Source organism: Sphingobacterium sp. PCS056 (assembly GCF_023273895.1).
In the GTDB taxonomy this organism is placed as follows: domain Bacteria; phylum Bacteroidota; class Bacteroidia; order Sphingobacteriales; family Sphingobacteriaceae; genus Sphingobacterium.
Genome location: NZ_CP096883.1, coordinates 996,985 through 1,019,415 on the forward strand (window position 1 = coordinate 996,985; position 22,431 = coordinate 1,019,415).

The window sequence follows — 22,431 nt, forward strand, 5'->3', positions numbered from 1 at the left end:
TTATTTTCCTCCTTTCATAGTTGTAAAATTATAAATCACTTTCAACATGCCATAGCGATGCAACACTTCATTGCTGGACTGAATAAAGGATGTCCCACTTTGATACCGATTGATACCACTATTCTTATTTAAGATATCGTTGACAAAAAGTTGTGCTTCTAATGATTTATCTTTAAAGAACTTTTTAGATATATAACCATTCATATTGACAATATTGATCGATTCCAAGGTTTGGGTTGCGCTCTTATAATTTTGACGCCCCTCCAATGATATTTTAAAATCCTTTGGTAGATAATATGTTGCTCTACCAAACGTATTCATTTTGAAAGATGTTCTACTTAATTCCGGCTGTAAAGAAGAGCTTAGATTTTCAACCCCTGGACTAATTGATATATAAAAATCCATTTTATTAGCTTTAGAACGATTAAGCCCTATGCTAGGAGAGAGATTCAAACTTTCATTTTGATTTAGCTGAGGCTCTGTTCTACCGATTGATAAATAGCTGTACTGACTATAATAATCAATGTTAGCCCCAAGATTCAAATTTAATCCCCATTTTTTATGCAGGACAAATCGATATCCTGTACCCCCGTATATATTCCAGCTCGCCTTATCAACATTAACATATTTGATATCCTGCCTACCATCTGCATAATAGGTCACCCGACTCGATATATTGTCGATCCCTTGTGAACCATTTAAATACACATAGATACTTTGATCTTTAAGCTGCTTATAAGAATTAAATTCTAAAGAGTAATTATTATTAAAGCCGGCTTTTAAATCAAAATTATCTAAATACTGTACCAATTGCTGTGAGTTTTGTTTTAATGGCTCAATCTGCGTAAGTGAGGGTTGTACCGTTCTACCCGAATACCTAAAATAAATGCTTTTGCTTTTGGTTATTTTATAATTTCCAGAAAAACTTGGTCGAATAGACGTTTGATTACGTTGAAGTGTGGTCCCCAAATTATTATATGCTCGCTTCACATCCTCATAATCCAATTGATTACTCAAATTAACGGTCAGCTTACTATCCTTATAATTAAGAGAAGTATTCAATCCATTTTTTATACTCGTAAAATCAAAATCATTAAGGATGCGATCATCTAATACCGTATATTCACCAGTGACGGGGTCTTGATCAAAAGATTGATTTAAGGTTTCTGATGTATTGTTAAGGAATGAATATCCGAGAGAAGCAGTTAACCTTTTAGACAAAGGTTCGGTAAACGTCATCGATGCCCCAAAGTTGGTATTTTTATTTTTATCACGCTTAAATTGATCAATTGTAGCCGTACTATCTTTCACCTTAAAATAGGTTCCTGAAAAATAATTTGTTTTACCATCGCTTTGATTAGTATTTGTATTTAGAGCTACAGTCAACGATCTTCTTTCTTTTTTAAAACGACGGGTGAGCAAAAGATCTATATTGAATCTCTCTTGATCGCTTTTTACTCTATTTCGAGCGTTCGTTTGAGTGATTGTATCCCCCTCTATCGTCTGCTGTCCACCAAATGTCTCAGAAAAATTATCGCGTTGTGATTTATTAAACCCCATCTTCACAGTCATGTCGGTCAAGGAATCTAATTTATAATCATAGCGCAGATTAGCAGCATTTACCCGGCTCTCATTATCAGAATTTGTTTTGGAATTGTCAATACGTGCTTGATCAGGAAGATTATTCTGTGCAAGGTAAGTACTCGTATTCGTGACATTAAGTTGATTGCGTTTGTAGTTAACATTGATCTTATGCTTATCATTGGCTGTTTTATCGGAATAACTAGCTCCAAAATTAAGTGCTTTTGGTACTCCACCTCCGTAATAATTACCATCAAATCCACCATCTGAACCATCGCCTCCCGATATCATAATACCTCCGCCATCCATCATCTCGACATTACCAGATCCACCTACACCATATTTCTGACCATCTTCAAAGCCCAACCCCACCATACCGTCATTGGCTGAAATACCAAATACAGCAATCTTTTGATTACCACTAAATCTATTGGCCATCACTTTTCCACCATAATAATTATCGGTACCACCCCCTGCGGTAGCCTGTCCAAACATTCCCTTTTTGCTATCAGCCTTTAGTTTGATATCAATAGTCTGTGTCCGTTCACCATCATCGACACCTGTACGGTCTGCTAAATCTGATTTCTTTTCGTATACCTGCACTTTACTGACCATATCCGACCGGATATTTTTGGTGATGAGTGTTGGATCATCACCAAAAAACTCTTCGCCATCCAATAAAACTTTTTTCACTTCTTTTCCATTGGCCGTGATTTTTCCATTCGCGTCAATGGTCATACCTGGCAGAACCTTTAAAAGATCTTCCACTTTTGCATCCTTCTCTACTTTGAAGCTACCGGCATCATATTCTACTGTATCTCCTTTAATAACAACAGGAATTCGACCAGTTACTTGTGCTTCTTCTAACAGTAAAGCTGCTTTTGACAATTTAATAGGTCCAAAATCAATAGTCTCTTGACCTACCTTAATGTCCTTTACAAAATCAACATATTGAGGAAAAGATACAATAAATCGATACGATCCAGTATCTATTTTTGGAAAGCTAAAATCTCCGTTTTCTTTTGTTCTCACAAACTTTACTAGTACAGAGTCCTTAGCATTTAATAACACAACAGCAGCTTTTCCGAGTTTTCCCCCATCCTTCGAATCAACAATCTCTCCCGATATTTTTGTTTGTGCTTGCGCTGAATTGGTCATCATAAATGAGCACAGCAGTACTATGCTCCAATAGAGTTTGGCCATTAGGTTTGGTTTATAATTATTAAAAACTAAAGATATAGTTTAAATACGATTTAATCGTATGATTTTTGTTAAATTTTCGTTAAAAATAAAAAAGGTCGAATTAGTTGACTAATTCGACCTTTTTTATCATATGTTTAATTTAACTAGTGCTCTTCTGTTATGTCTAAGTTTAATTGTTTTTCTTTATTAATTAAACTCGCAACACTCGTATCGTTTAGTATTTGTAGCATCGCATTACGGACTTCGACAAAAGTATCCCGTATACCACAAGCATGTTCTGTAGTACATTCATCACACGAACGGTAAAAATTAAGACTCACACAAGGTAATAAAGCAATAGGGCCATCAATCAACCGCATCACCTGTGATAGATAAACATCTTCAGGTGCTTTATTCAGACTGTATCCACCGCCTGCGCCTTTCTTGCTATATAAAATTCCTGCATTACGCATTTCTAACAATATCTGTTCTAAAAATTTCTTCGGAATATTTTCTTCCTCCGCAATTTTTACGATCTGCATCGGATCTTTTCCGTAGTTCCTACCTAAAACCATTAAGGCTTTAATTGCATATTTTGTCTTTTTAGAAAGCATACTCTTAAATCAAATTTATCTACAAACTTAGATAAATTTGTTCTATTTGCAATTTTAATTGCAAATAGAACAAATTTATTCGTTTGAGTGTTTTTTATCGGTGTCTGATGATTGTTTTTCAATTATCAGACACGGTTTGCTATTAATAAATATCGTGTAGCAGAACTTTAATAAATGCTATTTACCATATAGCACTAGAAGCAGTACTACTGCCCTAGCACTTCTACAATAGGTGTACCAATACTACCATTAGGCTCCATGACATGCAATAATGCCGCGAGTGTAGGTGCAATATCAGTTACGTTAACTGCTTTATTAGACACCCCATGCTTGATCCCCCATCCCATAAATACCAGTGGTATATGAGAATCAAAACTCGACCAAGTACCATGTGTTGTACCTGTAGAACGAGGTGTACCGTCATACCATTGCGGTTCTACCACAATCTGAATAACACCACTACGTTTTATATTGTATCCATTTATAGCTTTTTCACGAATAGCCATTGGTGCCTGCAACGCATCTCCTTTTGACATATCAAATACAAATGCAACACCATCTTGTTTTTTCAAATACTTGATGATATCCGTTTTGATCGCTTCTTCATCAAGTTTTAAAGTTTCAATTTTTTCATTGTCCAAATGAACTTGGTAATTCATTAAACTTTTAACCAATTTTTCTTGACCAAATTTAGCTTTCAGATTTTCATTCAATGCCGTAATAATCTGTCTGCTTGGGAAATATCCACCATTTCCCTTCATATCCATAAAATAACGCGAATTATAAGATGCAGCATGATCCGCCGTTAGAAAGAATGTATAATTGCCGGCACCCACTGTCTTATCCAAATAATTGAAAAGATCAGCCAACTCATCATCCAGTTTTAAATAAATATCCTCAATCTCGACAGAAGAAAGCGAATAGCGGTGTCCCACGTAATCAGTTGCAGATAAACTGACACACAAAAAATCTGTGTTCTTGGTAGGATTATTACCCAGTTTTTCATGTTCAATCGCTGCTTTGGCTAAATCTAAAGTCAATGTATTGCCCATAGGTGTTGTTTTGATCAATTCATAACCTTCAGTCTCCATCAACTTGGATGTCGCCCGTGGTAATGTTGGACTCGCTTCACCAGCAAATTTTCCTTCATAAATATTATCATCGGAAATACTTGACGTATAGGTTGATAACGGATAAGAAGGTTTCCAATCCTGTTTTAAATATTTTTCAGCCAATTTTTTCTTATTAAAATCTGCTACCCAATTTGGCAATTTGTCCATGTAAAAATTACTGGTAATCCAATTACCAGATTTGGACTCAAACCAATAAGCAGCGTCAGCAAAATGACCTGCGGGCAAGATACCTCCACGATCTTTGATCGCAATACCAATCACTTTAGATTGAAAATTGGTTGCTAATTTCAGTTGATCTGTGATGGTAGAAGCAAGAAGATTACGAGGCGATTGTTTTCCTTCGGATTCCGTAGTCCCCACACCGATGACATTGTCATCTTGCGTACAATACATTGGTTTGCCCGTCTGCTCCATAATCCAATCATTACCAGCAATACCGTGAATCGCGGGTACCGATCCCGTGTAGACCGAGCTATGCCCAATTGCGGTATAAGTAGGGATATAGTTAATCAATGTGTTCTCACAAGAAAATCCTTCATTCAACAGTCTTTTGAAACCACCTTCACCATAACGTTCAGCAAATCGGTACAAATAATCCCAACGCATTTGGTCAACCATAAGACCAACGACTAATTTTGGACGTTCTGGCGACTGTGCAAAGGTTGTCAAACTACTCAACCCTACGCACATCATTATTAACATTTTTTTAATCATGTCTTTTATTTTGTTTAGGCTATAAATGTAAAATTAATTCGTTAAATGCGTTTGCAAATATTGCCCTGTATAAGAATCTTTACATTTGACCAAGTCTTCTGGTAGTCCTGCAAAAACTAATTTTCCTCCTTTATCACCACCTTCTGGACCGATATCAATAACCCAATCTGCGGATTTAATCATATCCATATTATGTTCGATAACCAAAATACTATTCCCCAAATTAATCAATGCCTCAAACGATTTCAATAGTTTTTTGATATCATGAAAATGAAGACCTGTTGTCGGTTCATCAAATATGAAGAGTGTTTTCTTGCTGTTGTTTCCTTTAATCAAAAACGACGCTAATTTGATCCGCTGTGCCTCACCTCCAGATAACGTACTGGAAGATTGTCCCAATTTTACATAGCCAAGACCAACATCTTGTAGAGGTTGTAGTTTGGATAAGATCTTAGGTTGATCGGAGAAGAATACAATAGCCTCATCGACACTTAATGCTAAAATGTCCGAGACAGATTTACTTTTATATTGAACATCAAGTACATGCTGTTTAAAACGTTTTCCATCACAAGCCTCACATGGCAATACAATGTCTGCCATAAACTGCATCTCGATCTTCACCTCGCCTTCACCTTGACATACATCACAACGACCACCTTCTACGTTAAATGAAAATGCAGCAGGTTTCAGACCTTCGGCTTTGGCAGCTGGTAAATTTGAATATAGGGCTCTGACCTCATCCCATGCCTTCACGTACGTAACCGGGTTGGATCTAGAGGAACGACCGATCGGATTTTGATCGACCATTTCTATTTGTTCTACCTGCTCGATATCACCTTCAATACCATCATAGACACCTGTTTGCTCACCAGAATAGTTTCCGATCGCTTTCTGTAAAGCCGGATATAAGATTCTTTTTACTAAAGATGTTTTTCCAGAACCTGAAACACCAGTAACAACAGTAAAATTGTTCAAAGGAAAAGTAACATCGATGCCTTGTAGATTATTTTCATGTGCACCTTTAACGGTAATGGAATTATTCCAAGACCGTCTTTTGGTAGGAATAGTGATGTTTTCCTGACCACTGAGATACTTTCCGGTTAAACTTCTTTTATCTTTAAGGATCTCATTATAGTGCCCCGCAAAAACCAATTCTCCACCATTCACTCCCGCTTCCGGACCGATATCAATCAAATAATCGGCTGCTTCCATCATTTCTTGCTCATGCTCCACTACAATAACGGTATTTCCAATATCACGTAGTGATTTCAATACCCCGATAAGCCTTTGTGTGTCGCGTGGATGTAAACCAATACTTGGCTCATCCAATACGTAGATCGAGCCGACTAATGAACTCCCTAATGAAGTGGCTAAGTTGATCCGTTGAGATTCACCTCCGGAAAGCGAATTAGAAAGACGGTTGAGCGTCAGATAACTTAAACCAACATCACATAAAAACTGCAACCTACTTTCAATTTCTGACAACAAGCGTTTCGCAATCAAAAGGTCATTTCCTTTAAGTTCTAATTTTTGAAAGAATTCCAAAGCTTTATCCAAAGGCATCAAAACGATATCCGTGATGGACTGATCGCCAACTTTAACATAAGTAGCATCATGACGGAGACGTGAACCATGGCACTCGGGACAATCTGTTTTACCACGATACCGTGATAACATGACGCGATATTGAATCTTATAAGTCTGCTCTTCGAGTTCCTTGAAAAATTGATTTAAACCCGCAAAATATTTATTTCCTGTCCAAAGAATTTTCTTTTGTGCTGCTGTTAGATCGGAATAGGAACGATGTATTGGGAAGTCAAATTTTAAAGAAACTTTGATCAATGCTTGCAGCCATTCTCCCATCTTCTCACCTCTCCAAGGTGCGATTGCACCATCGTATACGGATCGGCTTTTATCAGGGATAACGAGATCTGGATCAATACCAATAACCTTACCGTAACCTTCACAACGACGACAGGCCCCATATGGGTTATTGAAACTAAAGAAATTGGCGGTTGGTTCTTCAAATAAAATACCATCCAATTCAAAGCGATCGGAGAAATGATGCAATTCACCTTCGACATCAATTGAACAATTTCCTTTTCCTTCAAATAAAGCCGTCTGAATGGAATCTGAAAGGCGGTTTAACGTATCATCATCCGATTCGATGCGAACACGGTCTGTAACAATCTCGATCTCTCCTTCTTTAATACTTTTATTTTCGACCTTCTTATTGTCGATAATACTCTCTATTTTCTGCAATTCACCTTGATACTTGATCCTCACAAAACCCTTTTGCAATAATAAAGAGAGCTCTTCTTTCAATTTCCGATCATTGGTCGGTATTAAAGGTGCATAAATCGTAATGGAAGTTCCTTCTTCTAAAGAAGTAGCAAAATCAACAATACTCGAAACCGTATCTTTTGTCACGAGTTGTCCGGATACGGGAGAATAGGTCTTCCCGATACGTGCATATAATAGTTTCAGATAATCGTAGATTTCTGTCGAGGTACCGACGGTAGAACGTGGATTGCTGGTAATCACCCGTTGTTCGATTGCAATCGCTGGAGCAATACCTTTGATGTAGTCTACTTCAGGTTTGTTCATCCTTCCCATAAACTGGCGGGCATAAGACGATAGACTCTCGACATAACGACGCTGTCCCTCTGCATACAAAGTATCAAAAGCTAAAGAAGATTTTCCCGAGCCTGACATACCTGTTATAACAACCAGCTTATTTTTGGGGATATCGACATCAATATTCTTTAAATTATTGACTTTTGCCCCTTTTATTTGAATATAATTTTTCGGACTATTATCCTGTGTCTTCGCCATTTATAAATTCCAATCTAATTTGTTTCAATCTGACATACAGATAAAAACAAAAATAAGGATTTAAAAATCCTTATTAATAATATGGACTAAGAAAAGCCCAATATTTTACAAATTCTTAATAAAAAAGTTATTTGATAATTCCTTTTTTCATTTGTTCAACCGCATAATTGACTGCTCTTGCAGTTAATGCCATGTAAGTCAATGATGGATTTTGGGTACCTGTCGACACCATAGAGGCTCCGTCGGTCACAAAAACATTAGGACATTGATGCATTTGGTTCCATTTATTTAAAATGGAGGTTTTAGGATTCAAACCCATCCTCGCTCCTCCCATTTCATGGATATCCAGCCCAGGGTTCTGGCCACTGTCATGAGTCAAGATATCTTTTGCTCCGCAAGCCTCTAACATTTCTGCTCCCTGTTGAAAGAAATCATCCCGGGATTTAAAATCATTTTCAGCATATGCTATTGCCGTAATAACCTGTGGGATGCCATATTTATCTTTTTTATCAAGACTTAATCGGATATGGTTTTTTTCTTGTGGAATAGTCTCGCCCTGCATCATCATACCAATTTTCCATCCTCCCAAAGTGCATAACTCATCTTTAAAAGCTCCTCCCACTTGATCTTCTAATTCAACGGCAGAGGATCGACCTCGATGCGCACCGAAAAATGAAGCATATCCTCGTAAAAAATCCATCTCCTGTCTTGCAACATTTCTAAAATTAGGTATGATCGGTTGTGTTGGTCTTCTTCCATAATAATAGCTGTCCTCAAAACCTTCAAAAGTAGCACTAAGTGATCCTAAATAGTTGTGGAAAGCAATATATTTACCCAAAATACCACTATCATTACCAATTCCCTGAGGAAATCTTTTCGAAGTAGAGTTCAACAAAATTTGGTTTGTTGCTATCGTAGAAGCATTTACAAAGATTACTTTAGCATAAAATTCTAGACTTTTATTGGTTTCGGAATCGATGACGCGAACTCCCACTGCTTTCCCTAACTGATCATCATAAATTACAGAATCAACAACAGAATGGGGTCTTAGAGTAAGATTACCTGTTTTCTGAGCCCAAGGTAAGGTTGATGCATTAGAACTAAAATATCCACCAAAAGGACAACCTCGCTGACAGAGATTTCGAGCTTGACATGATGTTCGACCTTGATCGATATGTATCTGTTTTGGTTTGGTGAGATGGGCACATCTTCCGGCAATGACGTAACGGTCAGAATATTTATTTTGGATGTTTCGCTGAATCTCTAATTCCACTTGATTCATCTCCCATGCTGGCAAAAAATCACCGTCTGGCATCGCATCAATTCCATCTAAATTACCTGAAATTCCGACAAATTTCTCCACATAACTATACCAAGGTGCTATATCGGCATAGCGAATAGGCCAATCGACAGCAAAACCATCCCTCGCTGGACCTTCAAAATCATATGCCGACCATCTTTGTGTTTGCTTGGCCCAAGTTAACGATTTACCACCTACTTGATAACCTCTTATCCAATCAAAAGGCTTCTCCTGAATGTAAGGCTGTTCATCATCAGAAGTGAAAAAATGCTTCGCATCTTCTTTGTAAGCATAACATTTTGAAGCGATTGGATTTTTTTCTCTTTCTTTTAACGGCAATTGATTGGTATGCTCTAATTGCCAAGGATCCATATAAGCGGTAGGGTAATCTTTAATATGTTTGACGTCTCTCCCCCGTTCCAACACTAATGTTTTTAACCCTTTTTCACAGAATTCCTTTGCAGCCCATCCTCCAGAAATTCCAGAGCCAATTACAATAGCATCAAAATAATTATTTTTTTTCATTTATAAATTTAGGTTGTGGTTGATTTTAAAGGTATATAATCTCTACACTATATCCTAAACAAATCCAAATCTAATGAATAAATATAAATCTGTAAATCAGTATAATCTATAAAAAATTCTGTCGCAATAAAAACTTGTAAGTAATGCGCCGTTTATATTTCAAGAGAAGATCGTATGATCATGCTCTGTAATGTAATATTATAAAAACTTTAAATCAGAGGTTTTAATTTTTTTTTATTTAATATGGTCCAAATATTTCGCATTACCTAATACCCAACTCCAGTTCTCCTTGGTTGCCTAATAGGCGGCCATACACCCGGTTTGCCGTCACGTCCTACAGGAAGCACACGTTGTTCACGATTGACTAATTGAGGCTCTTCTGAAGCTTTATAAGTCATCACAGCAGTCAGAATAACATTATACTTCAGATCATCAAATACTAATTTATCATAGGTATCCAAATTGGTATGCCAAGTATTACTGAAATAACCCCAAGATAAAGAGCTCAACATAAATGCAGGAACTCCTGCAGCGACAAATGAAGAGTGATCAGATCCGCCTCCGCCTGGAGATCCAGGAAATTCAGTTTTAATATCTTTGGTAACCGCGTTTGGTACAGCTGCCATCCAACGCGACATAAAGTCATAGGCGTGCACAAAACCAGAGCCGTTGATTCGCTCTACACGACCGGTACCATTATCCAGATTGAAAACTGCCTGCGTATTTTCTACGATTTCAGGATTGTCCAATACAAATGAACGAGAACCATTCAATCCTTGTTCTTCACTTCCCCATAAACCAATTAAAATAGTTCGCTTGGGATTAGGTAAGATTTTTTTTAAAATACGCGCCACTTCCATCATAGCAATAGTTCCAGTTCCATTATCTGTAGCACCAGAGCCACCCTCCCAAGAATCAAGATGCGCAGAAAGGATTACATATTCATTTGGAAACTCAGTTCCTTTAATTTCAGCAATGGTATTAAAGGAGGGCACATTGCCCAAATCTTTTGAAGCTGTTTCAACACTGATCTTGGGTTTAATTCCCTTTTCAGCAAGACGGTATAACATGCCATAATCTTCTAATGAGATATCCAAAGAAGGAACTTTATAGGATCTGGCACCAAATATTTTGTTAGCACCAAATTCTTTTGACCAATTGCTGGTCAGTATTCCTGCTGCCCCTGCCTCTTCTAATAGGGAAGGAATAGTATTAGATGATACACCAGAAGCTTGAATACGATTGTTCCACACTACAGTTAAAGAATCTCGAGATCTGTTCATCTTTTCAATAGATTCCTTTGTGCCAAACTCAGCCCAATTATGATCTGGACGACCAGTAGGTTGGGGCATTGAAATCATCACAAACTTTCCCTTAACAGCAGGCAACCAATTTCGAAATGAGATAGAATCCTTGACATCTGGTATAGCAATTACTTCCCCTTGTACCGTTTTACCCTTTGTACTAGGGCTCCACGCTAACTGTGTCCCTGCTAGTGACTTCACTCTTGGAGTTACCATATCAATGTGCGAAATACCTCGTTCCCATCCCCTCCATTCTCCAAACTTTTGATTCTTAGCGGAGATACCCCAGCTTTCAAATTTTGCCAATGCCCATTCATTAGCACGGGTCATACCAGGTGTACCCACTAATCGCGGCCCCACCACATCCAACAGTTCAAAAGCAAGTGATTCTAATTGCGAATGATCATTGGCTTCGGTAACAATTTTTTGTACAATAGGCTCTAACACCTGCTTATCTTGTTGAAAACGGCCTTGGGAAAATCCATTTTCCACCAGTACAAAGCTTAAAACTAAGGCACAACCTAAGACTCTTTTTGATAAAATATATGTGAAATTACTTCTTTTCATAAAAATTTATTGTGTAGGTTTTATTTAATACGGTTTAATAAAAATCGAAATTTATATTGACAATAGCTAGTTTGCATTCATATTATTACAAAAGCATTAACCATACCCAATACATCAATTTTCCAAGATGTTGAAACAACGATGAAACGGATTTAGCATGATCTCCATATTTTATGGATAAAAAAAGATGATCATAAAAGATCATCTTTGCACTATAATTGGTGAAAATAGGCTAATTAATTTATTGCTAAAAAACTACCATTATACTTGCCCCCATCATGATAAATGCATAAGCAGACTGAGGAATTGCAAAAAAAATGCACAAAAAAAGCCTCCGATAAATCGGAGGCTTCCTAATATTTAGATTCTAATATGTTATTAGAATTTTTTGTTCACTTTACGTTCACCTTCAGTTAAGTAAATCTTACGTAAACGGATAGATTGAGGAGTAACCTCGATATACTCGTCACCTTGGATATACTCCATTGATTCTTCTAAAGAGAATTTGATCGCTGGTGCAATACGAGTGTTATCATCTGTACCAGATGCACGCATGTTAGTCAATTGTTTCGCTTTAACGATATTGATTGTTAAATCGTTATCACGGATATGCTCTCCTAAGATTTGTCCTTCATAGATATCCACTCCTGGATCAACGAAGAATTTACCACGATCTTGCAATTTATCGATCGAGTAAGCAGTTGTAGTACCTTTATCTAAAGAGATCAATACACCATGTTGACGTCCAGGGATTGTGCCTTTCCAAGGCTCGTAACCTTTCAAACGGTGCGCCATAACAGCTTCACCAGCAGTAGCAGTCAATACGTTGTTACGTAAACCGATGATACCACGAGAAGGGATCTCGAACTCTAAGTGTTGCATTTCACCTTTAGTCTCCATAATCAATAACTCACCTTTACGTTGTGTTACCAATTCAATTACTTTACCAGAAACTTCAGCAGGAACATCAACGACCAATACTTCAATTGGCTCACATTTCTTACCGTCAATTTCTTTCAAGATAACTTGAGGTTGACCTACTTGCAATTCATAACCTTCGCGACGCATTGTTTCGATCAATACAGATAAATGGAGAATACCACGTCCATATACTAACCAAGCATCAGGAGAATCAGTAGGAACTACGCGTAACGCTAAGTTTTTCTCTAATTCTTTTTGTAAACGATCATGGATGTGACGAGAAGTAACTAATTTACCTTCTTTACCAAAGAAAGGAGAGTTATTAATCGTGAACAACATGTTCATCGTAGGCTCATCGATATGGATAACCTCTAATTGCTCTGGGTTTTCAAAATCAGCAATTGTATCACCGATATCAAAACCTTCGATACCAACTACAGCACAGATATCACCACAAGCAACTTCAGTAACACGACGACGACCTAATCCTTCAAATGTATGTAACTCTTTCACACGAGATTTTACGATTTTACCATCGCGTTTCATCAGTGAAATAGGTTGATTTTCTTTGATTGTTCCACGTGCAACACGACCAATAGCAATACGACCTACGAAAGTAGAGTAATCTAACGATGTGATTTGCATTTGTAACGTTCCTTCATAAAAAGGAGATGGTGGGAAGTGAGAGATGATTGCATCTAATAATTCAGATACATCTTCTTTTGGCTCTTTCCAATCTGTTGACATCCAACCATTTTTAGAAGAACCGTATAATACTGGAAATGCCAATTGCTCTTCAGTAGCATCTAAGCTAAAGAATAAATCAAATACATTCTCATATACTTCTTCAGGACGACAGTTTTCTTTATCAACTTTATTGACAACAACTAAAGGCTTCAAACCCAATGCTAAAGCTTTTTGTGTAACGAAACGTGTTTGAGGCATAGGACCTTCAAAAGCATCTACTAATAACACAACACCATCAGCCATTTTCAAGACACGCTCAACCTCACCACCGAAATCGGCGTGACCAGGAGTGTCAATAACGTTGATTTTTACACCTTTGTATTGAACAGAAACGTTTTTAGCAACGATTGTAATACCGCGTTCACGCTCTAGATCATTGTTATCTAGAATTAAATCACCTGTACCATCATTATCTCTAAAAAGATTTGTGAAGTGTAAGATTTTGTCTACCAACGTAGTTTTACCGTGATCGACGTGAGCGATAATCGCTATATTTCTAATATTTTGCATCCAGCAAGTAAATTTGTTTTAAATTCAGGGTGCAAAGATAAGTATTTTGCACCATAAATTCATATAACTATGTGTATTTTATTTGATTACACCTAAATCTTTTCCAACTTTCGTGAATGCAGCTATTGCTTTATCCAAATGACTAAGCTCATGACCTGCTGAAATTTGGACACGAATGCGCGCTTTTCCTTGTGGAACCACTGGATAATAGAAACCAATTACATAAATTCCTTCAGCCAGCATTCTTGTTGCAAATTCTTGAGCCAATTTCGCATCATACAACATTACAGGGACAATAGGATGGAATCCAGGCTTAATATCAAAACCTGCTGCTGTCATTTTTTCACGGAAATATACCGTATTTGATTCTAATTTATCACGTAAGTCTGTCGTCTCGCTCAACATATCCAATACCGCTACAGAAGCTCCCGCGATCGCTGGTGCTAATGTATTAGAAAATAAATAGGGACGAGAACGCTGACGCAACATATCAATGATTTCTTTACGACCAGAAGTAAAACCACCAGATGCTCCACCCAATGCTTTACCCAATGTTCCAGTAATGATATCAACGCGATCAATTACATGGTATAATTCATGAGTTCCACGGCCTGTTTTGCCAACAAAACCAGTACAATGTGATTCATCGATCATCACCAATGCTTCGTACTTATCTGCGAGATCACAGATTTGATCTAAGGGCGCTACTGATCCATCCATAGAAAAGGCACCATCAGTCACAATAATACGATGACGTGCTCCAGAAGCAGCTTGTAATTGCGCTTCCAAATCTGCCATATCTGCATTTTTATAACGGAAACGCTGTGCTTTACATAAACGAACACCATCAATGATTGAAGCATGATTCAATTCATCAGAAATAATCGCATCTTCAGCTCCAAATAATGGCTCAAAAACACCGCCATTAGCATCAAATGCCGCTGCATATAAAATGGTATCTTCTGTTCCTAAAAATTGAGAAATTTTTGCCTCCAACTCTTTGTGAATATCCTGTGTTCCACAAATGAAACGTACTGAAGACATACCATAGCCATGTGAATCAATTGCTCTTTTTGCAGCTTCTGTCACTTTGGGATGTGATGATAATCCTAAATAGTTATTTGCACAAAAATTGATGACATCTTCACCAGTGCTCACTTTAATATCAGCACCTTGGGGCGTAGTAATTACGCGTTCTTCTTTATACAAACCAGCTTCTTTGATAGCTGCTAATTCTTTCTGCAACGCAGGTTGAAGAGTTTTATACATAATAATTCAAAATTTTATACAATAATAAGATTTTAAAAGAGTATTTACTCCACGTATAAATGAAGTTTATGTTATTAATGCCTCAATAGCATGTGAAACCGTTTGCACAAATTTCACTATTCATAACGCAAAGCTTCCACAGGATCTAATTTTGATGCTTTAGAAGCGGGATAATAACCTGAGAGCATTCCAACAAGGATACAGACAGTAAAACCTAATATAATCCAGTTCCATGGAACAATAAAAGAAGCCCCTAATTGTAATGCCAAGACATTCCCTATGACGATACCCAACAGAATCCCTGCTGCTCCACCGATCAGGCAGATGACGACCGCTTCGATTAAAAATTGTTTTCGTATCACAGAGGGTGTAGCTCCAATTGCTTTACGGATACCGATCTCACGTGTGCGCTCAGTAACAGATACCAACATAATATTCATCAAACCAATGGAGGCACCTATTAATGTAATCAATGCAATAACTACCGCTCCCATCGTTACAATCACCATATTTTGCAATAAAATCTGGGCAACTGCGTCTGATTTCGTGATCTCAAAATCGGATGCCTGTTTGGCTGTCAATCCTCTAATATTTCGAAAAGCAATGGTCGCCTCTCCGACAGCAGCTTCCAACCGAATAGGATCATTGGCCGATACCGTAATGGTATAAGAAGGGTTCTGCCCACCCATTACTGTCCTTGCTTTTAGCAAAGGAATAAGACAGGCTTTATCGGCACCCATGCCTGCACTAGACCCCTTACTTTTCAATACCCCGATCACCTGGTAGCGAACGCCACCGATCGTCATAAATTCTCCGATGGGGTTGATTGTTCCTTTAAATAATTTTTGATAGATCTCGTCACCAATCATGACGACGGAGCTACCATTATAAACCTCACGATTAGTGAAATTACGACCTAATGCGACACTATATCCAGATGTTTTTAGGTAGGATTCATCTGAACCGATCACACCAATATTAGGATTTGTTTTTTCTGATTTATATTTTGCTGTTGCAGCCCAAGAAACATTGACACTAATCGAAGTAACCGCATCAAATTTAAATGCCTCTTTAAAACTGGCAGCTTCACGATAGGTAATGGAAGAGTATACCTTTGACTGCTCCCCACTATTACCGATCCGTACATTTAAACCACGGTTTCGGATATTGAAGGAGTTAGAGCCCATTGAAGAAAAAGAATCTGTCAACGAGGACTTAATGGCGTCTATGGATGTAAGCACGCCAATCAGAGCAGTGATACCGATCGCAATAATGAGTGCTGTTAAAAATGTCCGCAGCTTATTGCTCACAATAGATTGCAAAGCAAGCTTTATATTCTCTGAATAGGACATCTTAACAGCCATAGCAATTGTATTGTTAGTATTTAGATTGCTGAAATTACTGCTATTAAATTAATTATACAATGTTTTTAAAAAATTAAGACCTCAAAAAAGAAAAGCGCCCTTAAAAAGTGACGCTTTTCTTTTTTACCTAAAGTATTAATTAATCTTTTTCCAAGTTTCTGTCCGCCCAAATAAGCTCACCCCAACATAACCACGTATATCGAGCTTATCTGCTCCTTGTAGTGTCATCTTACAGCTATATGTTTTTCCAGATTTTGGATCATAGATTTTACCATCCACAAAAGAATTTCCGTCTTTCGAAAAATTAGTTAAGATTTCCAATCCTTGAATCTGTCTACTTTGTAAGCTTTTTTCAGGATTTTTCACATCCTTTTTGAGATTTCCATGAGCATCATTAGGTTCCTTCAACCAATATAGTTTACCATAATACTTATCACCTTTTTTATAGATTTCGATTCTTCCTTCCCCACTAGGGTTTTGCCATTTACCAATAATAGGATCAGATTGGGCAAAAATTGCTACTGATGTAAAGACCATCATGAGCATCATAATTATTTTTTTCATACTGTCTATATTATAATTGTTTATGTGAATTTACGAAAAATATATTATGCCTGCATAACATAATGAAATTAAATATGATCAGCCTAATATTAGGAAAACATTTTTATAAACTACAATCAATAATCATGATATCCTATTATTTCTTATTTGGCACCGCATTTGTTATAAATTTGTCAGGAATTAACTAAAATTATAACTATCATGAAATTCATTATTAGCCTACTTATTACAGGTGTAGTGATTGCAATAGCAGCCTACGTTTCACCGGGAGTACATGTTGCTAGCTTTCTTTGGGCTATCATTACAGGTCTTGTTATTGGATTTGTTAATGCAACAGTTGGTTCTATTTTAAGATTGTTCACCTTTCCATTAAATTGGTTGACTTTGGGTCTGGTTTCTTTTATCATTACTGTTCTTATGATTTTATTAACCGATTCCCTATTAGGTTCCAAATTTGATGTGTCAGGTTTTTGGACAGCAGCACTCTTTGCTATTGTTGTAGCTGTACTTGAAATGATCATTGGAAATATTTTCCCAAGTAAAGCTGATTAGAAATTAAATGTTTTCAACATACAAAAAGCCAATCGTAATCGATTGGCTTTTTGTATTCATATAGGAAGTATTTCATTTTTTATTTAATCTCCCCCATCTGGAAGGTAACATCACCCGATCACAATCTCTCCGGCTATTCATTAGGAAAGTATTTTTTAATCAGAAATACTTAATTCGCGTCCCACCATACCCTATTGGTCAAAACTCCATTGTCTCCCTGGCTCACTACATTTTGGTTATTCGTATTGATCTCTGTTTCAGGATACATAAAACGCAATGGATACCCATTAGGTACTGGAGAAGACACGGAGTTAGGAAAGTTAGGATATCCCAGTCTTCTAAAATCATTCCATGATTGAATGTTATTAATATTATTTAAGGATAACCATTTCTGTGTGATAATACGCTCGATCTTGTTCGTCGCAGACGCATAATTCACATTAGTCTGATTGATATAAGATTGTATATTATAATGAGTAACATTGAATAAATAATTAAACGATGCTTGTATACCACTTTGATACAACTGACTTGCTATACCTGTTATCCAATCTCTTTCAACCGCTTCTGCACGTAAGAAATTAGATTCTGCCAAAGAGATTAAAACAATAGACTGATTGAAAGATTTAATGATTCCAGCGGGTTGATTTCCATTTTCATTTAGTCCTTTTAAAGCTGAAGTATTAACTGCTGCATATTCATCTTTTATCATATTTTCACCGAAAATAACCCCTTTAAAATCTCCATTTATGCTCACATAATTTTGCCCCAATCGCGGATCATTGAACTCTTTATATTTTCCAATAAGATATTGACTAGGACGTATATTCGCATAATTAGCTACAGCCACTCCAGAATTATTACGATAGTAGGTTTCGTAAAATGGATTTATCTTCGAAGCTGTATTCAAGAAACCTGGATTTACACTAGCATCTTCTTCTAAAAAACCAGAACCTTCCTGTACAATTTTAGCGATTTCCTCAGTAATATAGGATGCTTGACTAGCAACTTCAGACTGTCTTAACAACGCTCTTAATTTCAGCGTATTTCCAAATTTTGCCCATTTCGTTTTATTCCCTTTGAATAATACATCATCATTTGCCGGAAGCAAAGACGCAACTTTAATGGATTCTATACCTTGAGTAATCAGATCTATAGATTTTTTGTACACATCTTTTCCAGATTCATAGCTTGGGTGCAAAATCGCAGATCCTTTTAAGGCATCCTCATAAGGCACATTATTATAGAAATCAACAAGGATAAAGAAGTGATAGCCCATCATAATCTTGGCTATTCCTGAATAAAATTGAGCATCTTCTATTTCCGCCTGTTCTAATATTTCTTTATAATAAAACAGATTATTATATGTCGATTCCCAAACGGCTAATCCATCACGAGTATCTCTAATGGCTGGACCATTATACATTTTAAGAGATCCGAAAGAACTAATTCCTTCATTTGAAGTACCCCAATATCCTCCCCAAAGACCACCGATCAGGTTTAATTGAGTAGCTTCATAGGCAGCTGATGTCACCAATGCCGCAGGAAGTTTGGCATTCAAACTTAAGTTTTCCTTAATTGGTGAATTCGGATTAACATTTACATCTAAAAAATCTTTGCAAGAGGTCGATGCGAATAATAAAAAACTCATCAACCCTATCTTTATCATGTTGTATTTCATTATCGTATTTTTAAAAAGTCATATTAATATTGAATCCCATTGATCGCGAAGTTGGGATTTGTCTAAAACTAGAATAACCGTCCGTTTGATTATACAGTGCTTCGGGATCACCAATTTTATTGGAAGAATGTCTAATGATGAACAAGTTGTTACCAACAAAACCTATACTTGCTTTTTTAAACAATTTTTGTCCTGCTAAAAACTTTGCTGGCAAATCATATCCAACATAAAGCTCTCTTAATTTCAAATAGTCAGCTTTCGCAGCAGTAGTTGTCTGGATATTGCCATAAGCAGTCCACCAAGCTTTGTCACCTTTTGAATATACATCGGTATTGTCCACAACACTTCCATCAGCAAGGCGAATCATCGAATTAGGCATGATAAACGGTTGTCTATCATATTTCACCGTCTCTATATGTGTTCCAGCCGCATACATTCTTGGAAATACTTCTGAGTACATCCAACTTCCTAATCTTGAATCTATTTGAAAACCTAGAGTAAATGACTGATAAGACAGTTTTGTGGAAAAACCAAAAAGATATGGAGGAACCATCGTACCCAATACAACCTCTTCATCTGAAGGAATAACGTTTCCATCCTTATCTAGCACTATTTTACCATCTTCTTTCAAAAAGTCGGTCATGCGAAGTGTTGGATACTGATGATCCTTTAGAGCATATGCTTGTCTAAAGATGTTAAATTCATCCCCTGCAAATAGATTTTTGGCTTTAGTATCTGTGTAACTAAAATTAAAGCCTAAATCTAACTTCAATTTATCATTTTTAATTACAGTTCCATTGATCATAACTTCGAGAGTTTTATTGATCATTTGTCCTGCATTGACTATGGTAGAATTAAAACCTGTTGCACTTGATATGCCCGCATTAAAAATCTGTCCATCAGAATCGGAATGTGCATAAGCAATATCAGTACTTAATCTATTATTAAAGAATCCAAGTTGAAGTCCGACTTCATAAGACTTTACAAACTCGGGTTTAATTAACAAATTAGGTTCTGAAAGAGAAGGCGTAAATCCAACCAAACTTCCATAGGGAAATCCTGCAGTCTGACTATAGGTTAGATTTAATCTATAAGGATCCAATGTAACGTTGCCTGTCTTATTGTAAGATGAATAAACTCGTCCATAATTTAATACCCTGTTATTCTTCAGACTTTCGATTGCATCTGTAAACACAAAAGAAGAACTTATCCCTGGTGAGAAGTAACTATTATTATTGGGATCGAGAACAGAAACTTTATCATTTCTTCCTGTCAAAGTCAAAAACAAATAATTTTTATAACCCGCGGTAAACTCTCCATATGTTGCCAATGAACGGTATTTTGTTATTGTAGAACCTCCAGTTAACTCTCCAGTTCTAGACCCCTGATTATAGATATCTTCAAACAATAAGTTGGATGCACTTACATTTATCTGTTTTCTGTCGTCCATTCTGACATTTTGACCAACCAATAATTTAGTAGAGAAGTCACCAAAATCCTTATGGAAATTCAATATCAAATCATTATTGAATCTTGTAAATCCAGAATGGGTATCATTCACAGATCCATTGATATTCCTTGTTGCTACGCTTGATGTTAATTTCCGATTTGTCACACGTCCTGGCTCAGACTGGAAATAGAGACCTGTTCTGTAAGTTGCATCAAACCAATCTGCAAATTCATAATTAAATTCTAATTTTGAGTTTAAAGTATGTTGATCCGATGTATTTCTATTATTATCAGCCATGAAAATTGGGTTTCTCGTACTTGCAACTGGGTTGTACCAATTTAAGGGGTGATTTGGAGAACTTGGATCTTCCCAATTTCTAGCGTCTTTATAATCGATGTTTGCAGGCTGAGTATAAGCAGAAAGCCAAGGACCGTCACTTGTTGTATTGTTCTTGAAAAATACATAATTTACATTAAACGATGTATTCAGTCTATTAAAACGACGAGAACCATTAAATCGAGCTCCGGTACGACTGGATTTATCCCCAGGAATAATTCCCTTTATACGAACATCCTGTAAGGACATAAAATATGAACTTTCAGTATCACCACCGGAAAACGATAGATCATTTTGGATTGTAATACCGGTATCAAAAAATCCTAAACGATTATCTTTACTAGGCACTTCATATCGCTTAGTCGGTTGTACACCATTAATCGGAAGACCAAAATCCCGCACTTCACCATTAAATTTATCACCCCAAGATTCATTAGCAACAGGACTATAAATTCCATTCTGTCCTTGACCAAATGTCACTTGAGCTGGTGGCAATAAGAACACGTTGGAGAAAGTTGTGCTATTGCTAAAATTAATTTGACCTCTATCAGATTTTCCCGATTTTGTTGTGATCATAATAGCGCCATTAACACCTTCAGATCCATAAAGTGCAGCAGCATTTGCTCCTTTAAGGACAGTGATATCCTGTATATCATTAGGATTTATGCGAGTTATATCCGGTAGTGGAACACCATCAACCACATATAAAGGGTCATTTTTTGACCGGTTTAAAGAACGTGTACCTCTTAGTCTGATCTGAATTCCCGGATCAGTTTTGCCCGTTGTAAGATCTGTAGCGTTTATACGCAATCCAGCAACCTTACTTGACAATGCTAACAATGGATTCACAACCTTTCCTAAATTAAGATCTTCATTATTGACAGTCTGTGCAGATGTACCCAACTCTCTTGATTGCCTTTTAATCCCAAGTGCTCCTGTAACAACCACTTCCGAGAGCAATGTATTATCCTTCATCAGGTAAATAACTCGATTTGACCAATCTTTATCAATAAAAATTTCTGTTGGCAAATATCCTACATGCGATACAATCAATTTTTGTCCTTGATGTGCAAGAATCCGAAAAGTACCTTGAGAACCAGTAATCACAGCTCCTGATCGATCATTTCCTTTAACCGAAACAGATACACCTCTTATCGGCTCGTCAGTTTGCTGCTCCAAAACACGTCCGACCAATGTAACATGAGTCTGCGCACACAATTCCGACGAATAAGTTATTAGGAGCAGTAAAATTGAAAAGTAATATTTTATCATCCTTGACTTT

13 protein-coding genes are annotated in these 22,431 nt (G+C 36.9%); 1 reads left to right on the top strand and 12 read right to left on the bottom strand.

The genetic code is table 11. The features are described 5' to 3' along the window. From MUB18_RS04195 to MUB18_RS04240, 10 genes are all read right to left on the bottom strand, one after another. Window positions 1-2,784 carry a TonB-dependent receptor gene (locus MUB18_RS04195; protein ID WP_248755068.1) on the bottom strand — a complete coding sequence of 928 codons (2,784 nt, stop codon included), beginning with the start codon at window positions 2,782-2,784 and terminating at the stop codon, window positions 1-3. A 143-nt stretch (window positions 2,785-2,927) separates the two neighbouring features. Beyond that, window positions 2,928-3,377 (bottom strand): RrF2 family transcriptional regulator, encoded by a 450-nt coding sequence (locus tag MUB18_RS04200; protein WP_248755069.1) that lies wholly within the window; start codon window positions 3,375-3,377, stop codon window positions 2,928-2,930. 206 nt (window positions 3,378-3,583) lie between these two features. Further along, window positions 3,584-5,203 (bottom strand): alkaline phosphatase PafA, encoded by a 1,620-nt coding sequence (gene pafA, locus MUB18_RS04205; protein WP_248755070.1) that lies wholly within the window; start codon window positions 5,201-5,203, stop codon window positions 3,584-3,586. Window positions 5,204-5,257: 54 nt separating this feature from the next. Beyond that, window positions 5,258-8,059, bottom strand: coding sequence for an excinuclease ABC subunit UvrA (gene uvrA / locus MUB18_RS04210; protein WP_248755071.1), 2,802 nt, complete (start codon window positions 8,057-8,059; stop codon window positions 5,258-5,260). Window positions 8,060-8,186: 127 nt separating this feature from the next. After that, window positions 8,187-9,884, bottom strand: coding sequence for a GMC oxidoreductase (locus MUB18_RS04215; protein WP_248755072.1), 1,698 nt, complete (start codon window positions 9,882-9,884; stop codon window positions 8,187-8,189). A gap of 266 nt (window positions 9,885-10,150) precedes the next feature. Next, complete coding sequence (locus MUB18_RS04220; RefSeq protein WP_248755073.1) at window positions 10,151-11,755, bottom strand: M20/M25/M40 family metallo-hydrolase; 1,605 nt, start codon at window positions 11,753-11,755, stop codon at window positions 10,151-10,153. 378 nt (window positions 11,756-12,133) lie between these two features. Further along, entirely contained in the window at window positions 12,134-13,933 is a 1,800-nt protein-coding gene (gene typA / locus MUB18_RS04225; protein ID WP_045754744.1) for a translational GTPase TypA, read from the bottom strand. 78 nt (window positions 13,934-14,011) lie between these two features. After that, entirely contained in the window at window positions 14,012-15,202 is a 1,191-nt protein-coding gene (kbl, locus tag MUB18_RS04230; RefSeq protein ID WP_094771860.1) for a glycine C-acetyltransferase, read from the bottom strand. Window positions 15,203-15,318: 116 nt separating this feature from the next. Next, entirely contained in the window at window positions 15,319-16,566 is a 1,248-nt protein-coding gene (locus MUB18_RS04235; RefSeq protein ID WP_045754746.1) for an ABC transporter permease, read from the bottom strand. 135 nt (window positions 16,567-16,701) lie between these two features. Continuing rightward, window positions 16,702-17,130: a DUF2147 domain-containing protein gene (locus tag MUB18_RS04240; protein WP_045754747.1), complete on the bottom strand. Its 429-nt coding sequence runs from the start codon at window positions 17,128-17,130 to the stop codon at window positions 16,702-16,704. Between the two features lie 201 nt (window positions 17,131-17,331). On the opposite strand from MUB18_RS04240, the gene MUB18_RS04245 reads away from it, so the two are divergent. Then, window positions 17,332-17,682: a phage holin family protein gene (locus tag MUB18_RS04245; RefSeq protein ID WP_248755074.1), complete on the top strand. Its 351-nt coding sequence runs from the start codon at window positions 17,332-17,334 to the stop codon at window positions 17,680-17,682. Between the two features lie 169 nt (window positions 17,683-17,851). On the opposite strand, the gene MUB18_RS04250 is transcribed toward MUB18_RS04245, so the two are convergent. Together MUB18_RS04250 and MUB18_RS04255 are read right to left on the bottom strand one after the other, a co-directional pair. Then, on the bottom strand, window positions 17,852-19,333 hold the full coding sequence (locus MUB18_RS04250) for a SusD/RagB family nutrient-binding outer membrane lipoprotein (RefSeq protein WP_248755075.1): 1,482 nt from the start codon (window positions 19,331-19,333) through the stop codon (window positions 17,852-17,854). 40 nt (window positions 19,334-19,373) lie between these two features. Beyond that, window positions 19,374-22,421 carry a SusC/RagA family TonB-linked outer membrane protein gene (locus tag MUB18_RS04255; protein WP_248755076.1) on the bottom strand — a complete coding sequence of 1,016 codons (3,048 nt, stop codon included), beginning with the start codon at window positions 22,419-22,421 and terminating at the stop codon, window positions 19,374-19,376. Window positions 22,422-22,431: the final 10 nt, after the last annotated feature.

Coding starts and splice junctions, on each gene's coding strand:
- pafA (WP_248755070.1), bottom strand. CDS start 5,203: ATGATGTGCGTAGGGTTGAGTAGTTTGACAACCTTTGCACAGTCGCCA.
- MUB18_RS04240 (WP_045754747.1), bottom strand. CDS start 17,130: ATGAAAAAAATAATTATGATGCTCATGATGGTCTTTACATCAGTAGCA.
- MUB18_RS04235 (WP_045754746.1), bottom strand. CDS start 16,566: ATGGCTGTTAAGATGTCCTATTCAGAGAATATAAAGCTTGCTTTGCAA.
- typA (WP_045754744.1), bottom strand. CDS start 13,933: ATGCAAAATATTAGAAATATAGCGATTATCGCTCACGTCGATCACGGT.
- uvrA (WP_248755071.1), bottom strand. CDS start 8,059: ATGGCGAAGACACAGGATAATAGTCCGAAAAATTATATTCAAATAAAA.
- MUB18_RS04245 (WP_248755074.1), top strand. CDS start 17,332: ATGAAATTCATTATTAGCCTACTTATTACAGGTGTAGTGATTGCAATA.
- MUB18_RS04255 (WP_248755076.1), bottom strand. CDS start 22,421: ATGATAAAATATTACTTTTCAATTTTACTGCTCCTAATAACTTATTCG.
- MUB18_RS04200 (WP_248755069.1), bottom strand. CDS start 3,377: ATGCTTTCTAAAAAGACAAAATATGCAATTAAAGCCTTAATGGTTTTA.
- MUB18_RS04195 (WP_248755068.1), bottom strand. CDS start 2,784: ATGGCCAAACTCTATTGGAGCATAGTACTGCTGTGCTCATTTATGATG.
- kbl (WP_094771860.1), bottom strand. CDS start 15,202: ATGTATAAAACTCTTCAACCTGCGTTGCAGAAAGAATTAGCAGCTATC.
- MUB18_RS04250 (WP_248755075.1), bottom strand. CDS start 19,333: ATGAGTTTTTTATTATTCGCATCGACCTCTTGCAAAGATTTTTTAGAT.
- MUB18_RS04220 (WP_248755073.1), bottom strand. CDS start 11,755: ATGAAAAGAAGTAATTTCACATATATTTTATCAAAAAGAGTCTTAGGT.
- MUB18_RS04215 (WP_248755072.1), bottom strand. CDS start 9,884: ATGAAAAAAAATAATTATTTTGATGCTATTGTAATTGGCTCTGGAATT.